The following is a 19,409-nucleotide window of genomic DNA, read 5'->3' on the forward strand; positions in this document are numbered from 1 at the left end:
AGGAACTCTCTTTTTTTTCCATGGTATTCTTACTCATGACCCCCTCATGAGTTAAGAACTCTCTTTTTTTCCATGGTATTCTTACTCATGACCCTCATGAGTTAAGAACTCTCTTTTTTTCCATTGTTTTCTTACTCATAACCCCCTCATGAGTTAAGAACTCTCTTTTTTTCCGTGGTTTTCTTACTCATAACCCCCTCATGAGTTAGGAACTCTCTTTTTTTTCCCCAGGTTCCTTACTCATGTGTGAATGTTTTCATTTAAATTAGGTGAAAAAGACTCAAATCTTTTACAGCTGTAGATTTCTTAAAGACTTCGTTACATTTTACAATTAAATTGACTTCATTGGAGTCTATAAATACGATTGCAATTTTCCTGGGGATTTATGCAAGTATTGTAGGATTTATCATGGGAATTTATTTTCTACTTGAGCTATCTCATCATTAAAAAAAGCCGCACACGCGACTTTTGATTTTCTCATTAATAAGAAGGCATTAATTCCTCTGCAATTCAGATTTGATCAGTTTTTTAAACTGTAAGTTTTGAAATAGGAGAGTAAATAACATATCACTAAGTACGAGATATTAAAGAACTAGTTAATGGCTGTAAGTAATGGATCAATATTCACTTTCCATGGAGAAAGAGGCGACGTTCTCACCAAGGTAAAAGAAAGTGTAGTTCTAATCCGACCTATATTTTTTAAAAAGAGATTAACCTCAACTGGGATTTCTGTTGCGAAAGAGTACTTTTCTGACTCCTTTGTTTGAGGCGAAGTCCACTGTATCGCTTCTATTTTTTCTATTTTCTTAAGCTCTTTTTTAAATTCTTTTTGATCACTTATGCCTATTTTTTTTACCAAGCCTTTATCCCCATTTTTAATCGTAACCAATATTACATTTAGCAGTTGTGAAGGTGATAGGTTATTCATATATTCATCAATCCTCCCGGCAGCTTTAAGAATCATCAGATGATGACCTAAGTCTGATTTTCCTGTCCGATGTGTTGTACTTCCCAAAAAATGAATACAAAAATGACCATGGAAACCGTTTGGAAGAGAACCCCCACCATGAGGCATTCCGTGCATGGATGCAGGGATTAGGTTGTCATGAGCTAAAATTAATACAGCCCTTCTTTTCCAACTCCAGCTCCCATCGTAAATTTCCTTCATGATCTTTGTGTCTTCTCTTGTTAACGGTTGAACATCTGCATGTCTACTACCAGCTCTTCGTTGAACATCAAAGCTCTTTCCACTTTCCACATCGATTACAGTGAAAAACGAGTACTTTGGTAGTATTTTATTGACAGTGTCCCAATCCTGAATTTCTATATGAAAGCTAATTGGGCAATGAACCGTTTCGTCTGTCGTAGCGTAAGTAAGTTCTGAAGAGAAAAATAAAGTAAGGGACAAAATTGCAATAAAAAAAGCTTTATTCACAGTTATAAGTCAACTCCGATGCTTTGTAATTGAATACATCTATTTTGTCTTATTTTTTAAATAAAATAGCTATTAAAAAATTGGAAATAAAAGGTAGTCCTGATATATAGGGAAAGGGGATATAAAAATGGCCAACCAGTAAATTTAACTGAATGACCTTATGATACGAACGCATGCATTATTTGAAGATCTTGAAATGCCTATTTGGTGCGTTTTTTATTGCAGTAAATGGGTAACTTAATTATGAAAAAATCTCTTCGGGTAATAGCAGTTTGTTTACGGTACATTAAATAAACGATAATCGTAACAGGTGCTAAATATTGCAATAACGTTGTAACTGCAGTATTTCCATGTTCAATGGAAGCCATGTATGTGTATTGATTGGCAAGCATTCCCAGTACCCCGAAGATAATCACTTGAAGTGCAATTCTTCCATTTCCAGTTGAAAAAGCTTTTTGCACTACAGAACAAGCTATTTTATTGATAAATTCCGAAAGTCGATGAACATGACACCATTGGCATACAAAAAACAAAAAATTAGATTTCTTTAAAAATAGTCCATCGAATCTAAATGATTTGATGGACTATTTTTTATCATTTTTATCACGAGAATATGTGAGTTCTTTCTTTAACTTATATAGTATTGTAATTCAGATTTAATAAACTGGATTAGGTGTTTCTCTATTTATGGGTTAGCAGCTGGCTTTTGGTCTAAAGATGTTAATAAAGCACTTCAAATATCAAAAGAATTAAAGACAGGAACAGTTTGGATTAATGACTGGCATATGTTAAGAAGCGACGCACCATTTGGAGGATATAAACAAAGTAGATTTGGTCGTGAGCTTGGTCGATATGCGTTAGACGAATACACACAAGTAAAGCATGTTCACTGCTCACTTACTCCTGAACTAAGTCAAAAACCTTGGTATAGCATCTTATTATAAAAGTCCAAATGGGGGTTAACTTTATTAGGATATTTGGTAGAATAATTGATTAATAGCAGCTACAATTATTTTCTTTTGATTAGGTTTAAAACTGATCATTACTAAACTATAAGGTACTGAGTAATTGCAGGAAAACATAAAGGTATGACAATACGACTAACCTATATGCAATATATTTGTTTCAATTCTACTTTATCTTGAAATCGAATAGTGTTTAAAGAGTCTATTTCTTTCTAGATGAGGTGGTATTCTTTGGGTCAAGAAGTCCTTTCAATGGAGGAAATGATTGATATACTTTAAAATGGATTAACTAGAACATCTTCACCGAAGAGCGTAACAATTATAGGTGCAGGGATATCAGGTTTAGTTGCTGCGTCACTTTTAAAAAATGCAGGGCATCAAGTCACAATATTAGAAGCAAATAGAAGAATTGGTGGAAGAATTTATACAAAAAGAGAGCCATTTCTTGAATACCAATATGGTGAACTAGGTGCTATGCGTATACCTTCAATTCATGAGTTAACAATTACATTAATAAATAAATTTAATTTGCCTGTAAATGAATTTATTAATAGTACTCCGAATGATTTAATTTACATCAACAATGTACTAACAAATCTAAAAACATATGGTGCAAACCCGGATATTTTAAAGTTCCCTGTTGCCCCAAATGAGAGAGGGAAAACGGCAATAGAATTACTTAATTCAGCAATAGGTCCATTGTTAGATTTTATAAATCAAGATCCATTAAAAAACTGGGATATAGTCATTCAAATGTATGATCATTATTCAATGGAGAATTTTTTAAGGTATAATCCTATTGGTCCTTCATTATCAATTGGAGCAATTGATATGATTAAAGCAATTATAGGAATAGAAGGTTTCCCAGAACTTGCATTTACTGCAATATTAAGGGAATTGGAGGTTCTTTTAACACCCAACTTAAAGCTATATGAAATAACAGGTGGAACCGATCAACTTGTAAGAGCTTTTTTACCTCAACTAAAAACTGAGATTAAACTGAATGAAAGAGTAAAAAAAATTGTGCAAAGTGAGTCTAAAGTGACACTATTTACAGAAAATGAAGTACTTACAAAACGTAATCAATTTGAATGTGACTACGTGATTTCTACACTTTCTTTTACACTTTTTAACTTTCTAGAGGTGTATCCTCATGATTCTATTTCTTATAATAAATGGAAAGTAATTAGAGAGATACATTATGCAGATTCAACAAAAGTTGCTCTACAATTTAGAACAAGATTTTGGGAGAAGTTTGGTTTGTTTGGTGGAAAATTAACTACTGATTTACCGATTAAGTTTTCATACTTTCCAAGTCATAATTTACATGAAACAGGTGTTATGATAGCCAGTTATACATGGGAAGATGATGCATCAATTTGGGACAATATGAGCAATAATAAACGGATTGAAAAAGCATTGGAAAATCTTGCTGTTGTTTTTGGGGATATTGTATATAAAGAATTTTTAGTAGGGTATTCTCACAGCTGGAATCAATTTCCCTTTGCTGGTGGAGCATTTGTCATGTATAAACCAAACCAGCAAAGAGATCTTGGTCCTTTTATTGGCACACCAGAAGGAAGAATTCATTTTGGTGGTTCTCATACATCAACTACTCAAGGGTGGATACAAGGGGCGCTAGAGGGAGGAATTCGCACTGCTAATGAAATTAATCGTTTATAAGTATTTTAACAATCATATACTTTAAATTAAAAATCGATTGTATAGTCGATTTTTTTTGTTGAAAAAATGGAAATTAAGTTTCATCAAAAGGAGAAAGCGTGAATAACGCTCAACTTATAAAAATTTATAAAATTTTATTTTTTCTAATAAATTCAACAATGAAAGCGTTATCTTCTAAAAATATCTAATTTCCTTTATTGACAATCCATTTACTAGGATTTATTATTCAGTTAATGAAATTACATAAAACAAACTTATCGAGAGTGACCGAGGGATCAGGCCCTATGACGTCCGGCAACCTCCTTTAATAGGAACGGTGCCACTTCCTGCAGAATGTAATCATTCTGATAGATAAGTCGAAAACAATTGTTTCCGATGCCTCTTTCTGAATGAAAGGGGCTTTTTTCTTTTTCATTATACTTTTAATAGGGGGTAAAAACATGATTCGAGTAGAACATCTGGTAAAAGAATATACAACGAAAAAAAGCAAGATTATCGGCGTTCGAGATGTCTCACTTACGATTGAAAAAGGCGAAATATTCGGTATTGTCGGATATAGCGGTGCAGGAAAAAGCTCTCTGCTAAGATGTTTGAATTTTTTGGAAAAACCAACATCTGGAACGGTTTCGATAGATGGGGTCAATTTAAATTCACTCTCAACAAAAGAATTAAGGAAAGAAAGGCAGAAAATCGGCATGATTTTTCAGCACTTCTATCTAGTATCATCTAAAACTGTTTTTGAGAATGTTGCGTTTGCTTTGAAAGCTGCGAATAAATCCAAAGTAGAAATTGAAAAAAGAGTGACAGAATTACTCGAATTAGTGGGTCTTTCTGATAAAAGAGATGTTTATCCTTCACAACTGAGCGGTGGTCAAAAGCAGCGTGTTGGGATTGCCCGTGCTCTTGCAAATGAACCAAATGTGCTTTTATGTGATGAAGCAACATCAGCACTTGATCCAAGTACAACTAAATCAATCCTTCAATTACTTAGAAAAATCAATAAGCAGCTAGGGTTAACGATTGTTCTAATCACTCATGAAATGGATGTCGTAAAGGATATTTGTGACAGAATTGCCGTTATGCAGGATGGAAGAATTATTGAAATCGGTCAGGTGTATGATATTTTTTCGAAACCGAAAGAGGATTTAACAAAAGACTTTATCAACTCGGTTTTACAATTTAACCTACCAGAAAACTTACTTAAAAACAGTAAGGGAACTGTTATAAAAATAACGTTTAAAGGAAGTGTAGCTGAAGAATCAGTTGTGTCCGATATGCTTCAAAAATATAAGGTAAAAGGGAATATTCTTCATGGGAAAATCGAGTATATACAAGATACTCCGCTTGGAATCTTTATTCTGGAAATTTCAGGTGAACAAACAGAAGTTCAAAAAGCGATTACCTATATTCATGAAAGAACAAATAACTTGGAGGTGATTCATGATGTTCGAATCTTTACTGACGTTACTGCCTGATTTAGACAAAGCGTTTTTTGAAACGATTTATATGGTACTTATTGCACTAGCGATTGCCATTATCATTGGGCTCCCACTTGGAATCCTTTTATTTGTAACTGACAAAGATTTATTTTTGGAAAACAAGAGTGTTAAATCGATTTTGGGATTTATCATAAATATGGTACGATCCATTCCATTCATTATTTTGCTTGTAGCTCTTCTTCCGATTACAAATCTTATAACTGGAAGTACGATTGGTCCAACTGCAGCGAGTGTATCGTTATCGGTAGCCGGGATTCCGTTTTTTGCTAGAATCGTAGAAACGAGTTTAAGAGAAACGAACAAAGGAATTATTGAAGCCGCTGTCGCTGTTGGTGCGACACCGTGGATGATTATAAAAGATGTCCTACTCTCTGAAGCTCGTCCTGGCATTATTCAAGGAATCACGCTTACCACAATTAGTTTAATTGGTTATTCAGCAATGGCTGGTATTATTGGCGGTGGAGGGATTGGAGACCTTGCGATTCGTTTTGGCTACTACCGTTATGATAATACTGTCATGTTAACTACAATCGTCGTCTTAATTTGTTTAGTTCAACTCATTCAACTTGCTGGGGACCTAATTGCTCGCAAAGTAGATAAACGATAAAAAATACAATAAAAGATTATTTTTAGGGAGATATCGAAATGAAAAAAATAATAATTACCTTCATCCTTCTATTGTCCATCAGCATCGCTTCTGCGTGTGGCAATACAGAAAAAGCTTCATCTTCTAATAAGAAAAACGTAACAATCGGCGCAACTTCAGGTCCATATAGTGACATGGTATCAAAGGGGATCAAACCTATTCTTGAAAAGAAAGGTTACAAAGTAAAGGTTGTCGAGTTTAGCGATTATATTCAGCCAAACATTGCATTAGGAAATGGCAATTTAGATGCGAACCTTTTTCAACACAAAGTTTATATGGAGAACTTTGCAAAACAACATAATTTAACATTATCTGAATTAGTTATCGTTCCAACAGCGCCAATGGGGATCTATTCTAAAAAGTTTAAATCGGTTGACAAGATTGCTGATGGTGCAACAGTAGCCATTCCAAATGATCCAGTAAATCTTGCTCGTGCATTAGGTGTTTTAGAGGATTCGAAAATAATTAAAATCGATCCAAATGTCGATCCATTAACAGCATCTGAAAAGGATGTAAAGGAAAATCCTAAAAATCTTAAGTTCAAACCAATTGAAGCGGCACAGCTTCCAAGGGCAGTTGATAGTGTTGATGTCTCTCTTGTACCAGGTAACTTTGCCCTAGCTGCAAAAATGAATTTAGCAGATGCATTAGCATTAGAAAATATGCCAGATCTATATCGAAATCGGGTCGTTTTGAATACAAAAGACTTAAACTCAACATTTGCTAAAGATATTAAAGCAGCAGTTGAATCGAAGGATTTTGAAAAAACAATTGATGAGCAATTTAAAGGTTTCGGAAAGCCTAAGTGGATGCTTGATAAAAAGTAACTTAGACATAACTCGCTTTTGAGAAGCGTTTTTTAAATAAAAATCCAACTTAACCAATAAGAAAACTAGACAACATGATTAATAAAGGAGAAAATAGGAATGAAATATGGTTTTTGGTTACCTATTTTTGGAGGCTGGTTACGTAATGTGGATGACGAAAGCATGCCACCAACTTTTGATTATGCGAAAGAAGTTATTCAGTCTGCTGAAAAATGGGGATACTCAACTACATTAATAGCTGAACTATATTTAAATGACATTAAAGGACCAGAGCATGATTCTCTTGAAGCTTGGTCAACAGCTGCTGCACTTGCTGCAGTAACGGAGAAAATTGAAATTATGACAGCAATTCGTCCAGGTTTTCATAATCCTGCTGTTACAGCAAAAATGGCTGCAAATATCGATCAAATTAGTAATGGCCGTTTTACTCTAAACGTTGTTTCAGCTTGGTGGGCAGAAGAAGCGCGTCAATATGGCGGTATTTTTACAGAACATGATGAACGTTATGCTCGCACTGAAGAGTTTATTGATGTTCTAAAAGGCTTATGGACAGAAGAAACCTTCAATTATTCAGGTCAATTTTACGACTTAAAGGATACAAAGCTTGCTCCAAAGCCTGTTCAAAGACCTAATCCGATTCTTTACGCTGGCGGCGAAAGTGAAAAAGGAAAGAAAACGATCGCAGAAAAATGTGATGCTTATGTAATGCATGGTGGAACGGTTGAAGAGATTGATCGAAAAATTTCTGAAATGAGCTCACGTCGTGAACAAACTGGTAATGCACCATTTAGTTCTTTCGGAATGGCCGCTTATGTAATTTGTCGAGATACAGAGGAAGAGGCTCTTCTGGAGCTTGAAAAAATCACGACTGTGAAGGGTTCTAGTGGTTATGCTGGATTTAAAGACTTCACAACAAAATCACAATTAGAGCAACAAATTCAATTACAAGATTACTCGGTTTCTAATCGTGGCTTACGACCAAACTTAGTAGGAACACCTGAGCAAATTGCAGATCGAATTTTACAGTATGAAGAAGCTGGATTGGACTTATTATTATTACAATTTTCACCTCAGCTAGAGGAAATGGAACGCTTTTCAAAACAAGTTATGCCATTAGTAGAACAAAAACGTAGTTTAATAAAGAACTAGAAAGGGATTATAAAAATGAGTAAGGTATATGTAATTCATGAAAATAGTGAGTGGACAGTGCATTTAACAAAAAGGTTAGAGGAACTTGGTGTTCCATTTGAAGAATGGCATTTAGACGAAGGAACGTTAGATTTATCGACAGTACCACCAGAAGGTATTTTCTATAGCCGAATGAGTGCTTCTTCTCATACACGTGATCATCGCTTTGCAGCTGAATTTACTGGGCAAGTATTAGCTTGGCTTGAAGCACATGGACGTACTGTGATCAATGGAACTGGCGCACTTAAACTAGAAGTTAGTAAGGTTTTACAATACTTAGAATTAAACAAGTATGGTGTTAAAACTCCTAAAACGATTGCAGCAGTTGGAAAACAAAACATCATCAAGGCTGCCGAAGGATTTGCAGGACAGTCATTTATTACGAAGCATAATCGTGCTGGTAAAGGACTAGGCGTTCAATTATTTCATAGTTTAGAAGCTTTAAAAGCTTATGTTGAAGGACCAACTTTTGAAGAGCCAGTTGATGGTATTACCCTAATTCAAGAATACATTTATTCTCCTGAGAGCTACATCACTCGTTGTGAGTTTGTAGGTGGGAATTTTGTCTATGCTGTTAAAGTTGATACTTCTGAAGGTTTCGAACTTTGCCCTGCAGATGCATGCCAAATTGGCGATTTATTCTGCCCAGTTGGAGAAGAAGTAGAAGAGAAGCCTAAGTTCCAAGTCGTTGAAGGATTTGACGATGAAGTTTTAGAAAAATATAAAGAAGTTCTAGCTAAAAATAGCATTCAAGTTGCTGGAATTGAATTTATCCGAAATGCTGAAGGTGTAATTTATACTTACGATATCAATACAAACACAAACTATAATTCTGATGCTGAAGCAAAAGCAAGAAAGTACGGTATGCTTGAAGTTGCGTTATTCTTAAAGAAGACTTTAGAAGAAAAGTACACTACAACAACGGTGTCTTAAGTTGAAATTGAAAAAGCTCAAATCTACGTATAACAAGGGTTTGAGCTTTTTTTGTATCTTTTTAATCATCTTTCTCCAAAATTAAGAGAAATAGGCAATTATTTGATAGGAATATGCTAACGGTTAAAAATAATATATTGATAATATTAGATTGTAAGTTAATCTCAAATTTACCCGTAAAAGATTCAAAAAGGGGGATACGAATGAAAAAGACACTGTATCTAATGAGACATGGACAAACATTATTTAATAGTAGAAGGAAAATTCAAGGCTTTTGTGATTCACCACTTACAGAGTTAGGAATTAAACAAGCAGAGACTGCTGCAAAGTACTTTAAAGAACACAATATTATTTTCGACCATGCCTATTGTTCCACATCTGAAAGAGCAAGTGATACGTTAGAAATCGTAACCGATTTGCCTTATACAAGATTAAAAGGTTTAAAGGAATGGAATTTTGGAACGTTCGAAGGCGAAAGTGAAGATTTAAATCCACAACTTCCATATGGTGACTTCTTTGTTCAGTTTGGTGGAGAAGATCAAAAAGATCTACAACTAAGAATTGCTAATACTTGCCAAAAAATAATGGAAGAAGATAATGAAGTGGTTTTAGCTGTATCCCATGGAGCAGCTTGTAGAAATTTTATGAGATATTGGGAACATACTAGTACGATTGCACAACAAGGAAGAATTGGAAATTGTTGCATATTGAAATTTGAATATGAAAACAAAGAATTTAAATTAGTTGAGATTATTAATCATAATGTAAGTGACATAGTCCAAGTATAGTTTTTAAGAGTATTATCATATCTTTTACGTTTAAGATTTATAGGTTACATAGTTAAGAAGGTGAGGATCGTTAGATGGAATTTACAAAGCTTGGAAATACAGGATTAGATGTATCTAGACTTTGTCTTGGTTGTATGGGTTTTGGGGAAGCAAAACGTTGGATCCATCCTTGGGTAATCGATGAGGAGAGTAGTCGTACCATTATTAAAAAGGCACTTGAATTAGGTATTAATTTTTTTGATACGGCAAACGTTTATTCAGATGGAACAAGTGAAGAATTTTTAGGTCGTGCATTAAAAGATTATGTCAATCGAGATGAAATTGTCCTTGCAACGAAAGTTTATTTCCCTATGCATCAAGGACCTAACGGATCAGGACTTTCTCGAAAGCATATTATGAGCGAAATTGATAAGAGTCTTAAACGCCTCGGAACGGATTATGTTGATTTATATCAAATACATCGTTGGGATTATCATACTCCAATTGAAGAAACAATGGAGGCTCTTCATGATTTAGTGAAGGCTGGAAAGGTAAGACATATAGGTGCTTCTGCTATGTATGCATGGCAATTCTTAAAGGCATTACATGTCGCTGATAAAAATGGTTGGACTAGATTTGTATCGATGCAAAATCATCTTAACCTTATATACCGTGAAGAGGAAAGAGAGATGCTACCTCTATGTAAAGAAGAAAAAATCGGCGTAATTCCATATAGCCCGCTTGCATCAGGAAGATTGACACGTGACTGGTCAAATACGACGCTAAGATCGGAAACTGATGAAACTCAGAAATCTAAATACGGTGCAACTGAAAATACAGACCGACTAGTTGTCGAACGAGTTACAGAAATCGCTGAAAAGCAAGGAGTATCAAGATCACAAATCGCACTTGCTTGGTTGTTACAGAAAGGACCAGTTACTGCTCCTATTATTGGGGCTACTAAAATTTCTCACCTTGAAGATTCAGTAGGGGCTCTATCAGTTAGGTTAACATCTGAAGAAGTTGCTTATTTGGAAGAGCCTTATGTACCACATCCAGTAGTTGGTGCTTTAAATTTTAATACTTAAGAAACGTGAGCCCAAACCTAAGAATAGAAAGGGGAGGGCTTTTTAATATGTATAAATTAAATTAATGAGTCAAATGGAAGCGATTGCGAAAGAATTATATTATTATGTATTAATTAGTTTATATTTAAAATAATCTATGTAGGTAAAGTGTTTATTCATTTGAAATTATTAAGACCATTCACTTTAAACAAGAAGGAGAGACCAGAATGAAACAGTCTATAGAATTATACACTATTCGGGAAAATGTAATTTGTCTTGTTTGTGGTAATAAAGGAGCTATTCAGTCTTATGGTAAGTATTACCCAAATGGTGTCGGCGAATTAGCAGATAAAATTAAATCATATGAAGCAGTAAGAGATAAACCATATTTATCACAAACAATGGGACTTGGTGGAACGATCCCGTTTAAATGTATAAATTGTGGTAATTTAGGACTAATAGATTATGGTGGAATTGAAGGGTTTAAACAAGCTTTTAAAACGATCTAGATTTATTATGTTAACGATAGATTATTAGAAGGGCACCTAATTTAAAAAGTTAGGTGCCACTTTTTTGGAAAAAGTCAGATTATATTTTGCCAGAATCTTTTTACAATAATGGTTTTTTGATAAATGATAATATACTAGATTTGTTATAATTGAATGCATTTTTCTTACTATATTTTTACAACTAAAGAGCACAACTTGTCTTGGTTTTTATATCGCAATGTGATATATGTTGCAAATTGCCGGAAAATGCTTCATATTTGTTAAAAAGGGGGTACGTTATGCGAAGTGATATACAACCGAATGAACGAGCTTTTTCTTCCAAGGAAGTAGCAGAAGAACTGGGTATTGCAACACCCACTGTTCGAAAGTATGGGCAAATTTTAGAGCGCAATGGATATGAGTTCTTGAAAGATGGCGATCGGCGTATCTTTGTTAAATCCGATATTAGTGTGCTTATAGCGTTACGCGATTCAGATAAGCCCCTAGAAGATACTGCAAAAGACCTCGTATTTCAACAAAAAGAAAGATTAGAAGGTATTGATGAAACACAGATTGCGATATCCGATACATATGAAAATTTACCACATGACCCGAATCAATTAAAAGAGTTTTTTAGGTTTTTAGTCAGTGAACTCGCAGCTGCACGTGAAATGAATGTTCAACTGAAAAATGATATGTCAGAACTTAAAACTGCGGTTTCCAGGCTCCAACAAGATCATCATGATATAAGTGCCAATATTGGGAATTCATCCAATAAAACTTATGCTAAAATTGAAAAATTAGCTGAGCTACAAAATATACAATACGAAACATTACTAGAACAAGAAAAACAAAAAAGTGATTATTTACAAAAAGAGATACAAAACATGCGGGACGAGCAGAAAAAAGAATGGCATTTACAACATGATTTTAATAATCGATTAGAAATTGTGGTACAAAAGCCTAAAGAAAAATGGGGATGGATTTTCTCTTTATTTAGGAAATAAGAGCTATTAAATTCTATTTATGCTAATCTTGTGAAAATTTGATTAAGAACTTTTAAAAATGCTTACTTTAATAAGTACATAAAGGCCGATACATTTGTAAGGATGTATCGGATTTTTTGTATCGTATAGCTGGCTGATACAACTTACAATTAAAGTATGATACATAATTGAGTAAAATGGATTTAATAGTAAAAATCCGTACACGATACAAGAAAGCCTCTAAACGATCTAACAGAAGTTTCATTGAAATAATAAAAGTAATATTGAACTGATCCAATATATCACTATGCGATATCCAAAAGATATAGGGGTTTTTCATGTATAAGTTAATTAAATGAGTACTTAGATTTTTTAGTCAATGAACTCTATGACATCAGTAGAATAAATATTCAAGGGATATAAATTTGTTTCGGCTTAAAATAATGGTTTTGAAAATTAGAATTTATTTTATTGCATATTTTTACAAATTCCCGGGAAATATCTACAATTTTCTTGCATATAAGAAAAAAATTCTAAAGTGTCATTATGCTTGTCACGACTAGTAGAAGTCTATTTTAAAAAAGTTACTAATATCTTGTTGCACTCTTTTACAATTCTTGCCGATTCAAGCAGAATCATAGTTTGATTTTTATCTTCAATAATGGTTTCATTAGATCAAAATAAAGTGCAGTGACCCAAAAAATGGGCCGCTGCATTAGATTAATTGAGAAGATTTATTCAATATCCTCAAAACATAATACCACGTGTGGTCATAATTACTTTATTAGTAATATTGAAAGGAACCTTTGAATATTCTTTTTCCCAATTTAACTTCGCCCATGTTTTTGGGTGATATGCCATTAAAAACCTGCCAATTCCTAATGCGTCACAATTTGCCTCTTGAAGAATGTGTATTACTTCTATCATTTCATTTTCCATTTTCTTAGTTAGTTTTTTTTCAATTTCTTTTTTCTTTTTATCACTAGCTAAAGTTCCACCAGTGTATTCATTCAGATCAATCTTAATTTTTATATCAATGTTGACCTTAGGTTGACCGTTTACAATTTTAGTTTTAAGCCTTCTGTTTTCGTTTTTTACTTTAAATGAGACAACCTCATTTTTCTCATTAATTTTTTCGGAAAAGCTCATAGCGGTGCCTTTATTGTCTTGCAATAATAAAAGTAATTTGGACTGGTATTCATTGAGTATTTTTCCTGTGAATTTATTATTTTGTAAAAGACCTACCCCTTTAATCTTAAGTGTTTCGTCATCTATTTTTTCTAAATAAGGCAGGACTAAATCATAACCTGGATCAGCCATTTTTTTATAAATCGATTCTTGTGTCTCTTTTGGGATTAAGGAAAGATTTTCTGCACTTTCAATCATTTCTAAAAGTGATTCACCGATTAATATATCCTTGTAAGTTTTCATTTCCAAAATACTAGATGCTTGACCCTTTACAATCACTACACGTGAGGAAAGTGAGCTTCTAATATATCGGAAAAAATTATCAAAATAAGGATATAAATTTTTTTTCGCAAGATCTTCGCCAAGTAGCATAACTAATAATTTGTTGGAAGAAAAGTTCCCTGGTATTTGGTAATCAATTTTATGTCGTGCATCTCTTACTGAAAATCCTTCCTCTTTTGCAACGTAATTGATCGCTTCAGTTTCACCACCTTTAGACACACTAGTTCTTATAATGGCAGTTGTTTTAATATGATTTTTAGGAGCCTGATCCATAGCGATACTTAATACTAGTGCAGAGTCTTTTAGTGAGTGCTGATCCCAACAACCTGTTAAAAAAAAGACTAATAAAAAAGGGATATAATGGGATTTCTTCATATAACTTTAACTTCCTTACTCTTGATATTAAAAAGAAAGGAAATTTTTGGAAACATATTCACTAAAAAACAAACTATTAGGCTTATGGAGTAACTGTATTTTATATAGTAATTCGTCAATTAATTTTCTAGATTTTTCATTTGCGAAATAAGTTAAGTGTGGTTGATTTTTACTACAGGATGCTCGCTTTCTGTGGGGCGAGACCTGAGCCTCCTCGTCACGTTCGCTCCTGTGGGGTCCTTAGGCTTCCCGCATTTCCCACAGTAGTCGAGCACCCTTCCGTTCCAATCAACTTCTTGAATAAAAAAATTATCGTAAGTGAAATTCGGGCAATGACTCACACTTCTTTTTAATTATTGATCCTCAACAACAATTACTTATATATCAATAAAACCTCAGTTATATCAATTACTACTTTTTTAACGAAGTTTACTTAGTGTTGTGCTTTTCAATATTGACTACAATATATTTCAACACACGGAAAAGCCCCCGGAAGTACAGGGGGCTTTTTGTAGTTTAATATCGTTTTTGTTTTTATAGAAAATATAAGAAAGATAGAAACTATTCAATTTTGATATTTGCTTGAAAGGTAATAGATCTCTAAGGTTTTTGAATCTCTATTTCATCATAATTAATTATTGTACGACTAATGCAATTTTAATACTTTCTAAAGTAGCAGATTTATATTGTTTTTGAGGTTCAGGTGCATTCTCTACATATTGATTTTGTTTTAGATAGTTCTTTTCTACAAAATTCAAATCAGTAGCATCAACTTTTCCATCAAAGTTAATATCTGCCTCTCGTTTACTCGTCTCCCAATATGTTTGGATGTATAATGCATCTAGAACATCAATTACATTATCTTGATTCACATCACCAGCAACTGCTTGTTTAATAAAGTAATTACTGATGAGCATCTTTTGTTGACCATAGAGAGTACCTTTATATTCAAAACCGGACATCACCGGAAATTTGACCATAAAGTGACCAGGCAAAGTGAATTCCCATGTCCATGAATCGCCAGTTAGAGGTAATTTTGAAATGTTAAATCGGTTAACATCCTTTACTAAATTCTTCGTAATATCAAATACATTTCCATTTGATTGAGTTAATTTAATGGATGCACCTGAGTTTGGCCAATCTACATTTTTATAATTATTTGTTGTACCTGGATTTAAAAATCCTTCAGCATTAAGCGGACCTGCAAGTTCAGAGAAGGAAGATAATACCCCCCATGTATAGCCTGCTTTAATTAAATTTGAACTGCCTTCTGATGTGTTAATCGTAACTGTTGGGTCTAGTTTAATAGAGGTACTAAAAGTAGTATCCTTCACTTTTAAAGTTAGATCGACCGCAGCTACTTTATCGTCTATTTGAGTCGTTGATGGCAGATCCAATTGTACAGTTGGACTACTTGAATTCGTAAGAGTCACTTTTGCATCTCCGTATTGGCTTAACTCCGCATTTGGTTTGGCATCGACAATTTCAAAGTTTTTATCTAGATTAGCGAAAGACCAACTTGCCGATGATAGTGAAGAAACATTATCTAATTTTAAAGTTACTTTCACTGTATCACCCATCGTTACTTCATTGATTGGACTGGTGATATATGCGTTTGGTGTACCTTCTTTGATAAAATAAAATTGTTTTTTAACAGGACTGTTTCCAGCCACATCTCTACCTTTTACAGTGAAACTTTGAACTGGGTATTCTGGATGCATAACAATATCTTCAGTAAACTTTCCATCTTTATCCATGGATATAATATTGGATTCAGCTGAGCTAATAAATGAATATTGGAAGGCAGTATCGGTTAAATCTACATCCATTCCCGCATCTTGCATTTCCTTCACCTGTGGATCGGTTACTTGCATTGAAAATGGATAACTTGCTTGGCCAGGTTGGTATTCGTGAAATGGTGATTCTTGATCTAAAGAAGTAGTAACTTCTGGTTGTTCAATATCTACATAATGATCAAGATAGCTTGTAAAAGTTTTACCCGTCACTGAAGTTGAAATCAACTTTATCTTGTAGTAACCTGGTTTTGCGCTTTGAGCAATAGTAGAAATCGGATGATCAGGATCACCAGTAAATGGATAATAACTACCAAGTATACTAAGCAACGAAATAATCCATGTATTTGTATTAAATTTAGAAAGATCAATCGATGTTGCATAACCTAGATCTTGACCGGTTTTTCCATCTTGCCATACGATATCCATTTTTTTCATAGGTGTTTTCATTACAAAAGTTAGTGTAGGTGAAACACTACCTGAAGCCATTCCCATCGGTTCTGTTTGCGAAATTCGATATTCTAAAGTTGTTGAAGCTTTATTTAGTGCATATCCATAAAAGCCTTCTTCTATTGCTCGTATACTAAATGGGACACGATATTGCTCGTTTTTATCTTTTTGGTTTGTTAGGATAATATAACCAGTATAGACGCCTTCTTTTGCTGTTTTCGGAAAAGTAAGCGATACGTTTACTTTTTTAGTTTCATTTTTCTTTACTTGAATCACCGGATTAATCGCTAATTTTACGCCATTTGCTGTTGGATCAGCGCCACCTTTTATTAATTGGAAATGAACACTTGCACTAAAGGTTTTATTCTCTTTCTTAAAGTTTTGCAAAGTGACTGGTTTCTTAATCGAATGATCAGTACCTGTATAAAGTTCACCAAAGCTGAGCCCACCTGTTTGTTCTTCTATGTTGATCATTTCTTCTCCATATGGAATAAGAGTTTCATCTTGAACTTGAACTTTCATACCAGGATGAATTGCTTCGTAAGGGTCAACTCGTCCTGCCCCTTGTTCATACGGAAGATAGTCTCCATTTAGCGGTTCAGCTGTATTCATTAATAGAGTTTTGATATCACTTGGTTGTAGGTTTGGATTTGCTTGCAACATTAATGCCGATATACCTGCTACATGTGGTGTTGCCATCGATGTACCACTCATTCGTGTATAGGCAAATGAATAATCAGAAGGTGTATTTGGGTTCGTAATATAAGCAGGTACTGTGGAGAGAACACTAACACCCGGTGCAACAACTTCAGGCTTTACATCAAAAGTTTTTAATGCCGGACCACGAGAGCTAAAATCAGCTAGCTTATCTCCCTCAGTTTTGGAAACTGTTACATCCGTAAAGGTAAACTTGTTATTACCTGCAGCTACTTTCGTCTTTAAGACCTGCCCATCTTGTTGCGTTACAGAGAAAGTAGGAATAAAACTACTTGCCTCGCCAAGATATGCTCCAACATGACCTTCTACATTGTTAGTAAGTAAAACTGCTTTTGCCCCATATTTTTTTGCAAATTTAATTTTATCAACTAGTGCATAGGTACCACGTTCAACTAATGCGATTTTTCCTGTCACATCTTTATTTGCGTAGTCAGCATCTCCACCTAAACCAACATCAACCATTTCAAAATTTTTCCCTTTGAATGTTGTGAGATCATCTGAAAAACTTCTTGCCATCGTTTGTAATTCAATTGAAGATTCAGATGCGATATTTCCCTTTAAAGTCATAATTGGCATCGAAACATCACTCGCACCAACAGTAAGTGCTAATGCCGCGGAACCTGGAGATCCTAATGAATAGAATGCTGGTCCAGAGTTTCCAGCTGCGACCACTGCTGTTACACCACTTAAAACGGCATTGTTAATCGCTGTACTAGTTGGAAAGTATGGATCATTCAGAGCAGCACCTAATGAAAGATTCATAACATCCATGTCTGCTATTACTGCTTGATCGATTGCAGCAATAATATTTGAGGAGATGCCAGAACCGTAAGGGCCTAATACACGGTATACATAAAGGTCCGCGTCTGGAGCTATACCTTTAACAGAAATATCACTATTATTTTTTGCTTGTGAAGCGATTGTACCAGATACATGTGTACCATGTTCTGTGTAATAGGCAGAACCGTTAGCATCAAATTCAACTGATCCTGATTTTATCCAATCTTCATAGGTTGTTTCCATCGGATCATTGTCATTATTTACAAAGTCATATCCGCCTTTGTAAGCATCTTTGAGATCAGGGTGATTGTAGTCAATACCAGTATCAATGACAGCTACTTTGACCCCTTCTCCAGTAATTCCTTCTTTATGTAACTTGTCCACACCTAAAAATGAAACAGGATCACCAGTCACAGTAGAATCATTTTTTTCAGTTTTGTCGGTTTTTCCTTTCGATTCCGCAATAAAAGGTGGCTCAATTGTAAATGTTGTATCTTTGTAAATTGCTTGTACAACATCTGACTGCATGAGTGATTCAACCTGATTTGCCGGTACCGTCATGGAAACTCCATTATAGGAATTTTTGAAGGAATGCTTGATTTGATAAGGCGTGTCTACTATATTTAAACCCTTTCCAGTAGATGGAGCCGATCGTTGCATACTTTTATTTGCAGGGAGTATTTGTTTGAGATCATTTTTGAATGTGTTATGCTCTTGATCAACTTTGCTTTGTGCTACATCTCTTGTTAATGATTTTCCCTCCAAAGCAGCATCAAGAACAGCTACTTGTTCTGGTTTTGATTTAAACTGAACGATAACAGAAATCTCTTTGTCTTGTTTAAGTTCTTTTTCATCAAAGCCTTGGAGTCCATATTGTTCCTTTGCTTCAGATTTTTGTAATGCTGCTCGTTGTTCATCCGTTAAGGAGGCAAGAATTTTTTCTGCACTGATTTCTGTATTACTTTTGGTTTTAGCAGCTACATTTGTTAAGCCGAATTGCGTTGACGGAAGGATTAGCCCTAATGATAATACAATCGGGGTAGATTTTTTTACTGATTGACTAAGCCATCTTTGTTTCTTCTTGTTCATAGTTTTCCTCTTTTCATTATGTAATTAAAAAAATTCCGAAAAATTACATTCTAAATTTTCGAAAAATTTCTACGCTATTAATGTTAATAATCAGATTAATAGATTGCAAAGGGGGTTTCTGTAAGGACTATTAACCTAGCATTCTCTAGGGAAATGTATTAAAGTAAGTGAGTATTGCCTTGAATTGTTTAAATTGGTTAGAAAAGTAACAATTTGTTTTGGGGTTTTTATTATTAGGCTCTGTTAATATT

13 protein-coding genes, 2 pseudogenes and 1 riboswitch are annotated in these 19,409 nt (G+C 34.3%); of the genes and pseudogenes, 11 read left to right on the forward strand and 4 right to left on the reverse strand.

Translation table 11 applies throughout. From position 1 onward, the window contains the following. Nucleotides 1-592 precede the first annotated feature (592 nt). Both COC46_RS20785 and COC46_RS20790 read right to left on the reverse strand, forming a co-directional pair. Nucleotides 593-1,435: a hypothetical protein gene (locus COC46_RS20785; protein ID WP_098811798.1), complete on the reverse strand. Its 843-nt coding sequence runs from the start codon at nt 1,433-1,435 to the stop codon at nt 593-595. 227 nt (nt 1,436-1,662) lie between these two features. Then, nucleotides 1,663-1,860, reverse strand: a pseudogene (locus COC46_RS20790) (EamA family transporter); the annotation flags it as partial. A gap of 258 nt (nt 1,861-2,118) precedes the next feature. Between COC46_RS20790 and COC46_RS20795 the strand changes: the two are divergent. The 11 genes and pseudogenes from COC46_RS20795 to COC46_RS20845 all read left to right on the forward strand — a co-directional run bounded on the left by COC46_RS20795 (nt 2,119) and on the right by COC46_RS20845 (nt 12,505). Further along, the gene (locus COC46_RS20795) at nt 2,119-2,379 is read left to right on the forward strand and encodes an aldehyde dehydrogenase family protein (RefSeq protein WP_255294990.1); all 261 of its coding nucleotides are present in this window, start codon (nt 2,119-2,121) and stop codon (nt 2,377-2,379) included. 318 nt (nt 2,380-2,697) lie between these two features. Beyond that, a pseudogene (locus COC46_RS20800) lies at nt 2,698-4,083 on the forward strand (flavin monoamine oxidase family protein); the annotation flags it as partial. A gap of 251 nt (nt 4,084-4,334) precedes the next feature. Then, nucleotides 4,335-4,441, forward strand: a riboswitch (SAM riboswitch). A gap of 82 nt (nt 4,442-4,523) precedes the next feature. After that, complete coding sequence (locus COC46_RS20805; RefSeq protein ID WP_098811800.1) at nt 4,524-5,558, forward strand: methionine ABC transporter ATP-binding protein; 1,035 nt, start codon at nt 4,524-4,526, stop codon at nt 5,556-5,558. Beyond that, nucleotides 5,524-6,189 carry a methionine ABC transporter permease gene (locus tag COC46_RS20810; RefSeq protein WP_098811801.1) on the forward strand — a complete coding sequence of 222 codons (666 nt, stop codon included), beginning with the start codon at nt 5,524-5,526 and terminating at the stop codon, nt 6,187-6,189. Before COC46_RS20805 ends, COC46_RS20810 begins: the two co-directional genes overlap by 35 nt. A 38-nt stretch (nt 6,190-6,227) precedes the next feature. Beyond that, nucleotides 6,228-7,055 (forward strand): MetQ/NlpA family ABC transporter substrate-binding protein, encoded by an 828-nt coding sequence (locus COC46_RS20815; protein ID WP_098811802.1) that lies wholly within the window; start codon nt 6,228-6,230, stop codon nt 7,053-7,055. Nucleotides 7,056-7,154: 99 nt separating this feature from the next. Further along, nucleotides 7,155-8,204, forward strand: a complete 1,050-nt coding sequence (locus COC46_RS20820; RefSeq protein ID WP_098811803.1) for an LLM class flavin-dependent oxidoreductase — start codon at nt 7,155-7,157, stop codon at nt 8,202-8,204. Nucleotides 8,205-8,219: 15 nt separating this feature from the next. Next, nucleotides 8,220-9,176 (forward strand): ATP-grasp domain-containing protein, encoded by a 957-nt coding sequence (locus COC46_RS20825; RefSeq protein ID WP_098811804.1) that lies wholly within the window; start codon nt 8,220-8,222, stop codon nt 9,174-9,176. Nucleotides 9,177-9,379: 203 nt separating this feature from the next. After that, entirely contained in the window at nt 9,380-9,964 is a 585-nt protein-coding gene (locus tag COC46_RS20830) for a histidine phosphatase family protein (protein WP_098811805.1), read from the forward strand. Nucleotides 9,965-10,038: 74 nt separating this feature from the next. Next, a complete protein-coding gene (locus COC46_RS20835) occupies nt 10,039-11,031 on the forward strand; it encodes an aldo/keto reductase (protein ID WP_098811806.1) in 993 nt (330 codons plus the stop codon). A 206-nt stretch (nt 11,032-11,237) separates the two neighbouring features. Then, nucleotides 11,238-11,519: a hypothetical protein gene (locus tag COC46_RS20840; protein WP_098811807.1), complete on the forward strand. Its 282-nt coding sequence runs from the start codon at nt 11,238-11,240 to the stop codon at nt 11,517-11,519. 278 nt (nt 11,520-11,797) lie between these two features. Next, nucleotides 11,798-12,505, forward strand: coding sequence for a hypothetical protein (locus tag COC46_RS20845; RefSeq protein ID WP_098811808.1), 708 nt, complete (start codon nt 11,798-11,800; stop codon nt 12,503-12,505). 726 nt (nt 12,506-13,231) lie between these two features. Here COC46_RS20845 and COC46_RS20850 read toward each other — a convergent pair. Both COC46_RS20850 and COC46_RS20855 read right to left on the reverse strand, forming a co-directional pair. After that, nucleotides 13,232-14,329 (reverse strand): Ger(x)C family spore germination protein, encoded by a 1,098-nt coding sequence (locus tag COC46_RS20850; RefSeq protein WP_098811809.1) that lies wholly within the window; start codon nt 14,327-14,329, stop codon nt 13,232-13,234. Nucleotides 14,330-14,964: 635 nt separating this feature from the next. Beyond that, entirely contained in the window at nt 14,965-19,158 is a 4,194-nt protein-coding gene (locus COC46_RS20855; RefSeq protein WP_098811810.1) for a S8 family serine peptidase, read from the reverse strand. Nucleotides 19,159-19,409 lie beyond the last annotated feature (251 nt).

Source organism: Bacillus sp. AFS041924, from assembly GCF_002577195.1.
Taxonomy (GTDB): Bacteria; Bacillota; Bacilli; order Bacillales; family Bacillaceae_G; genus Gottfriedia.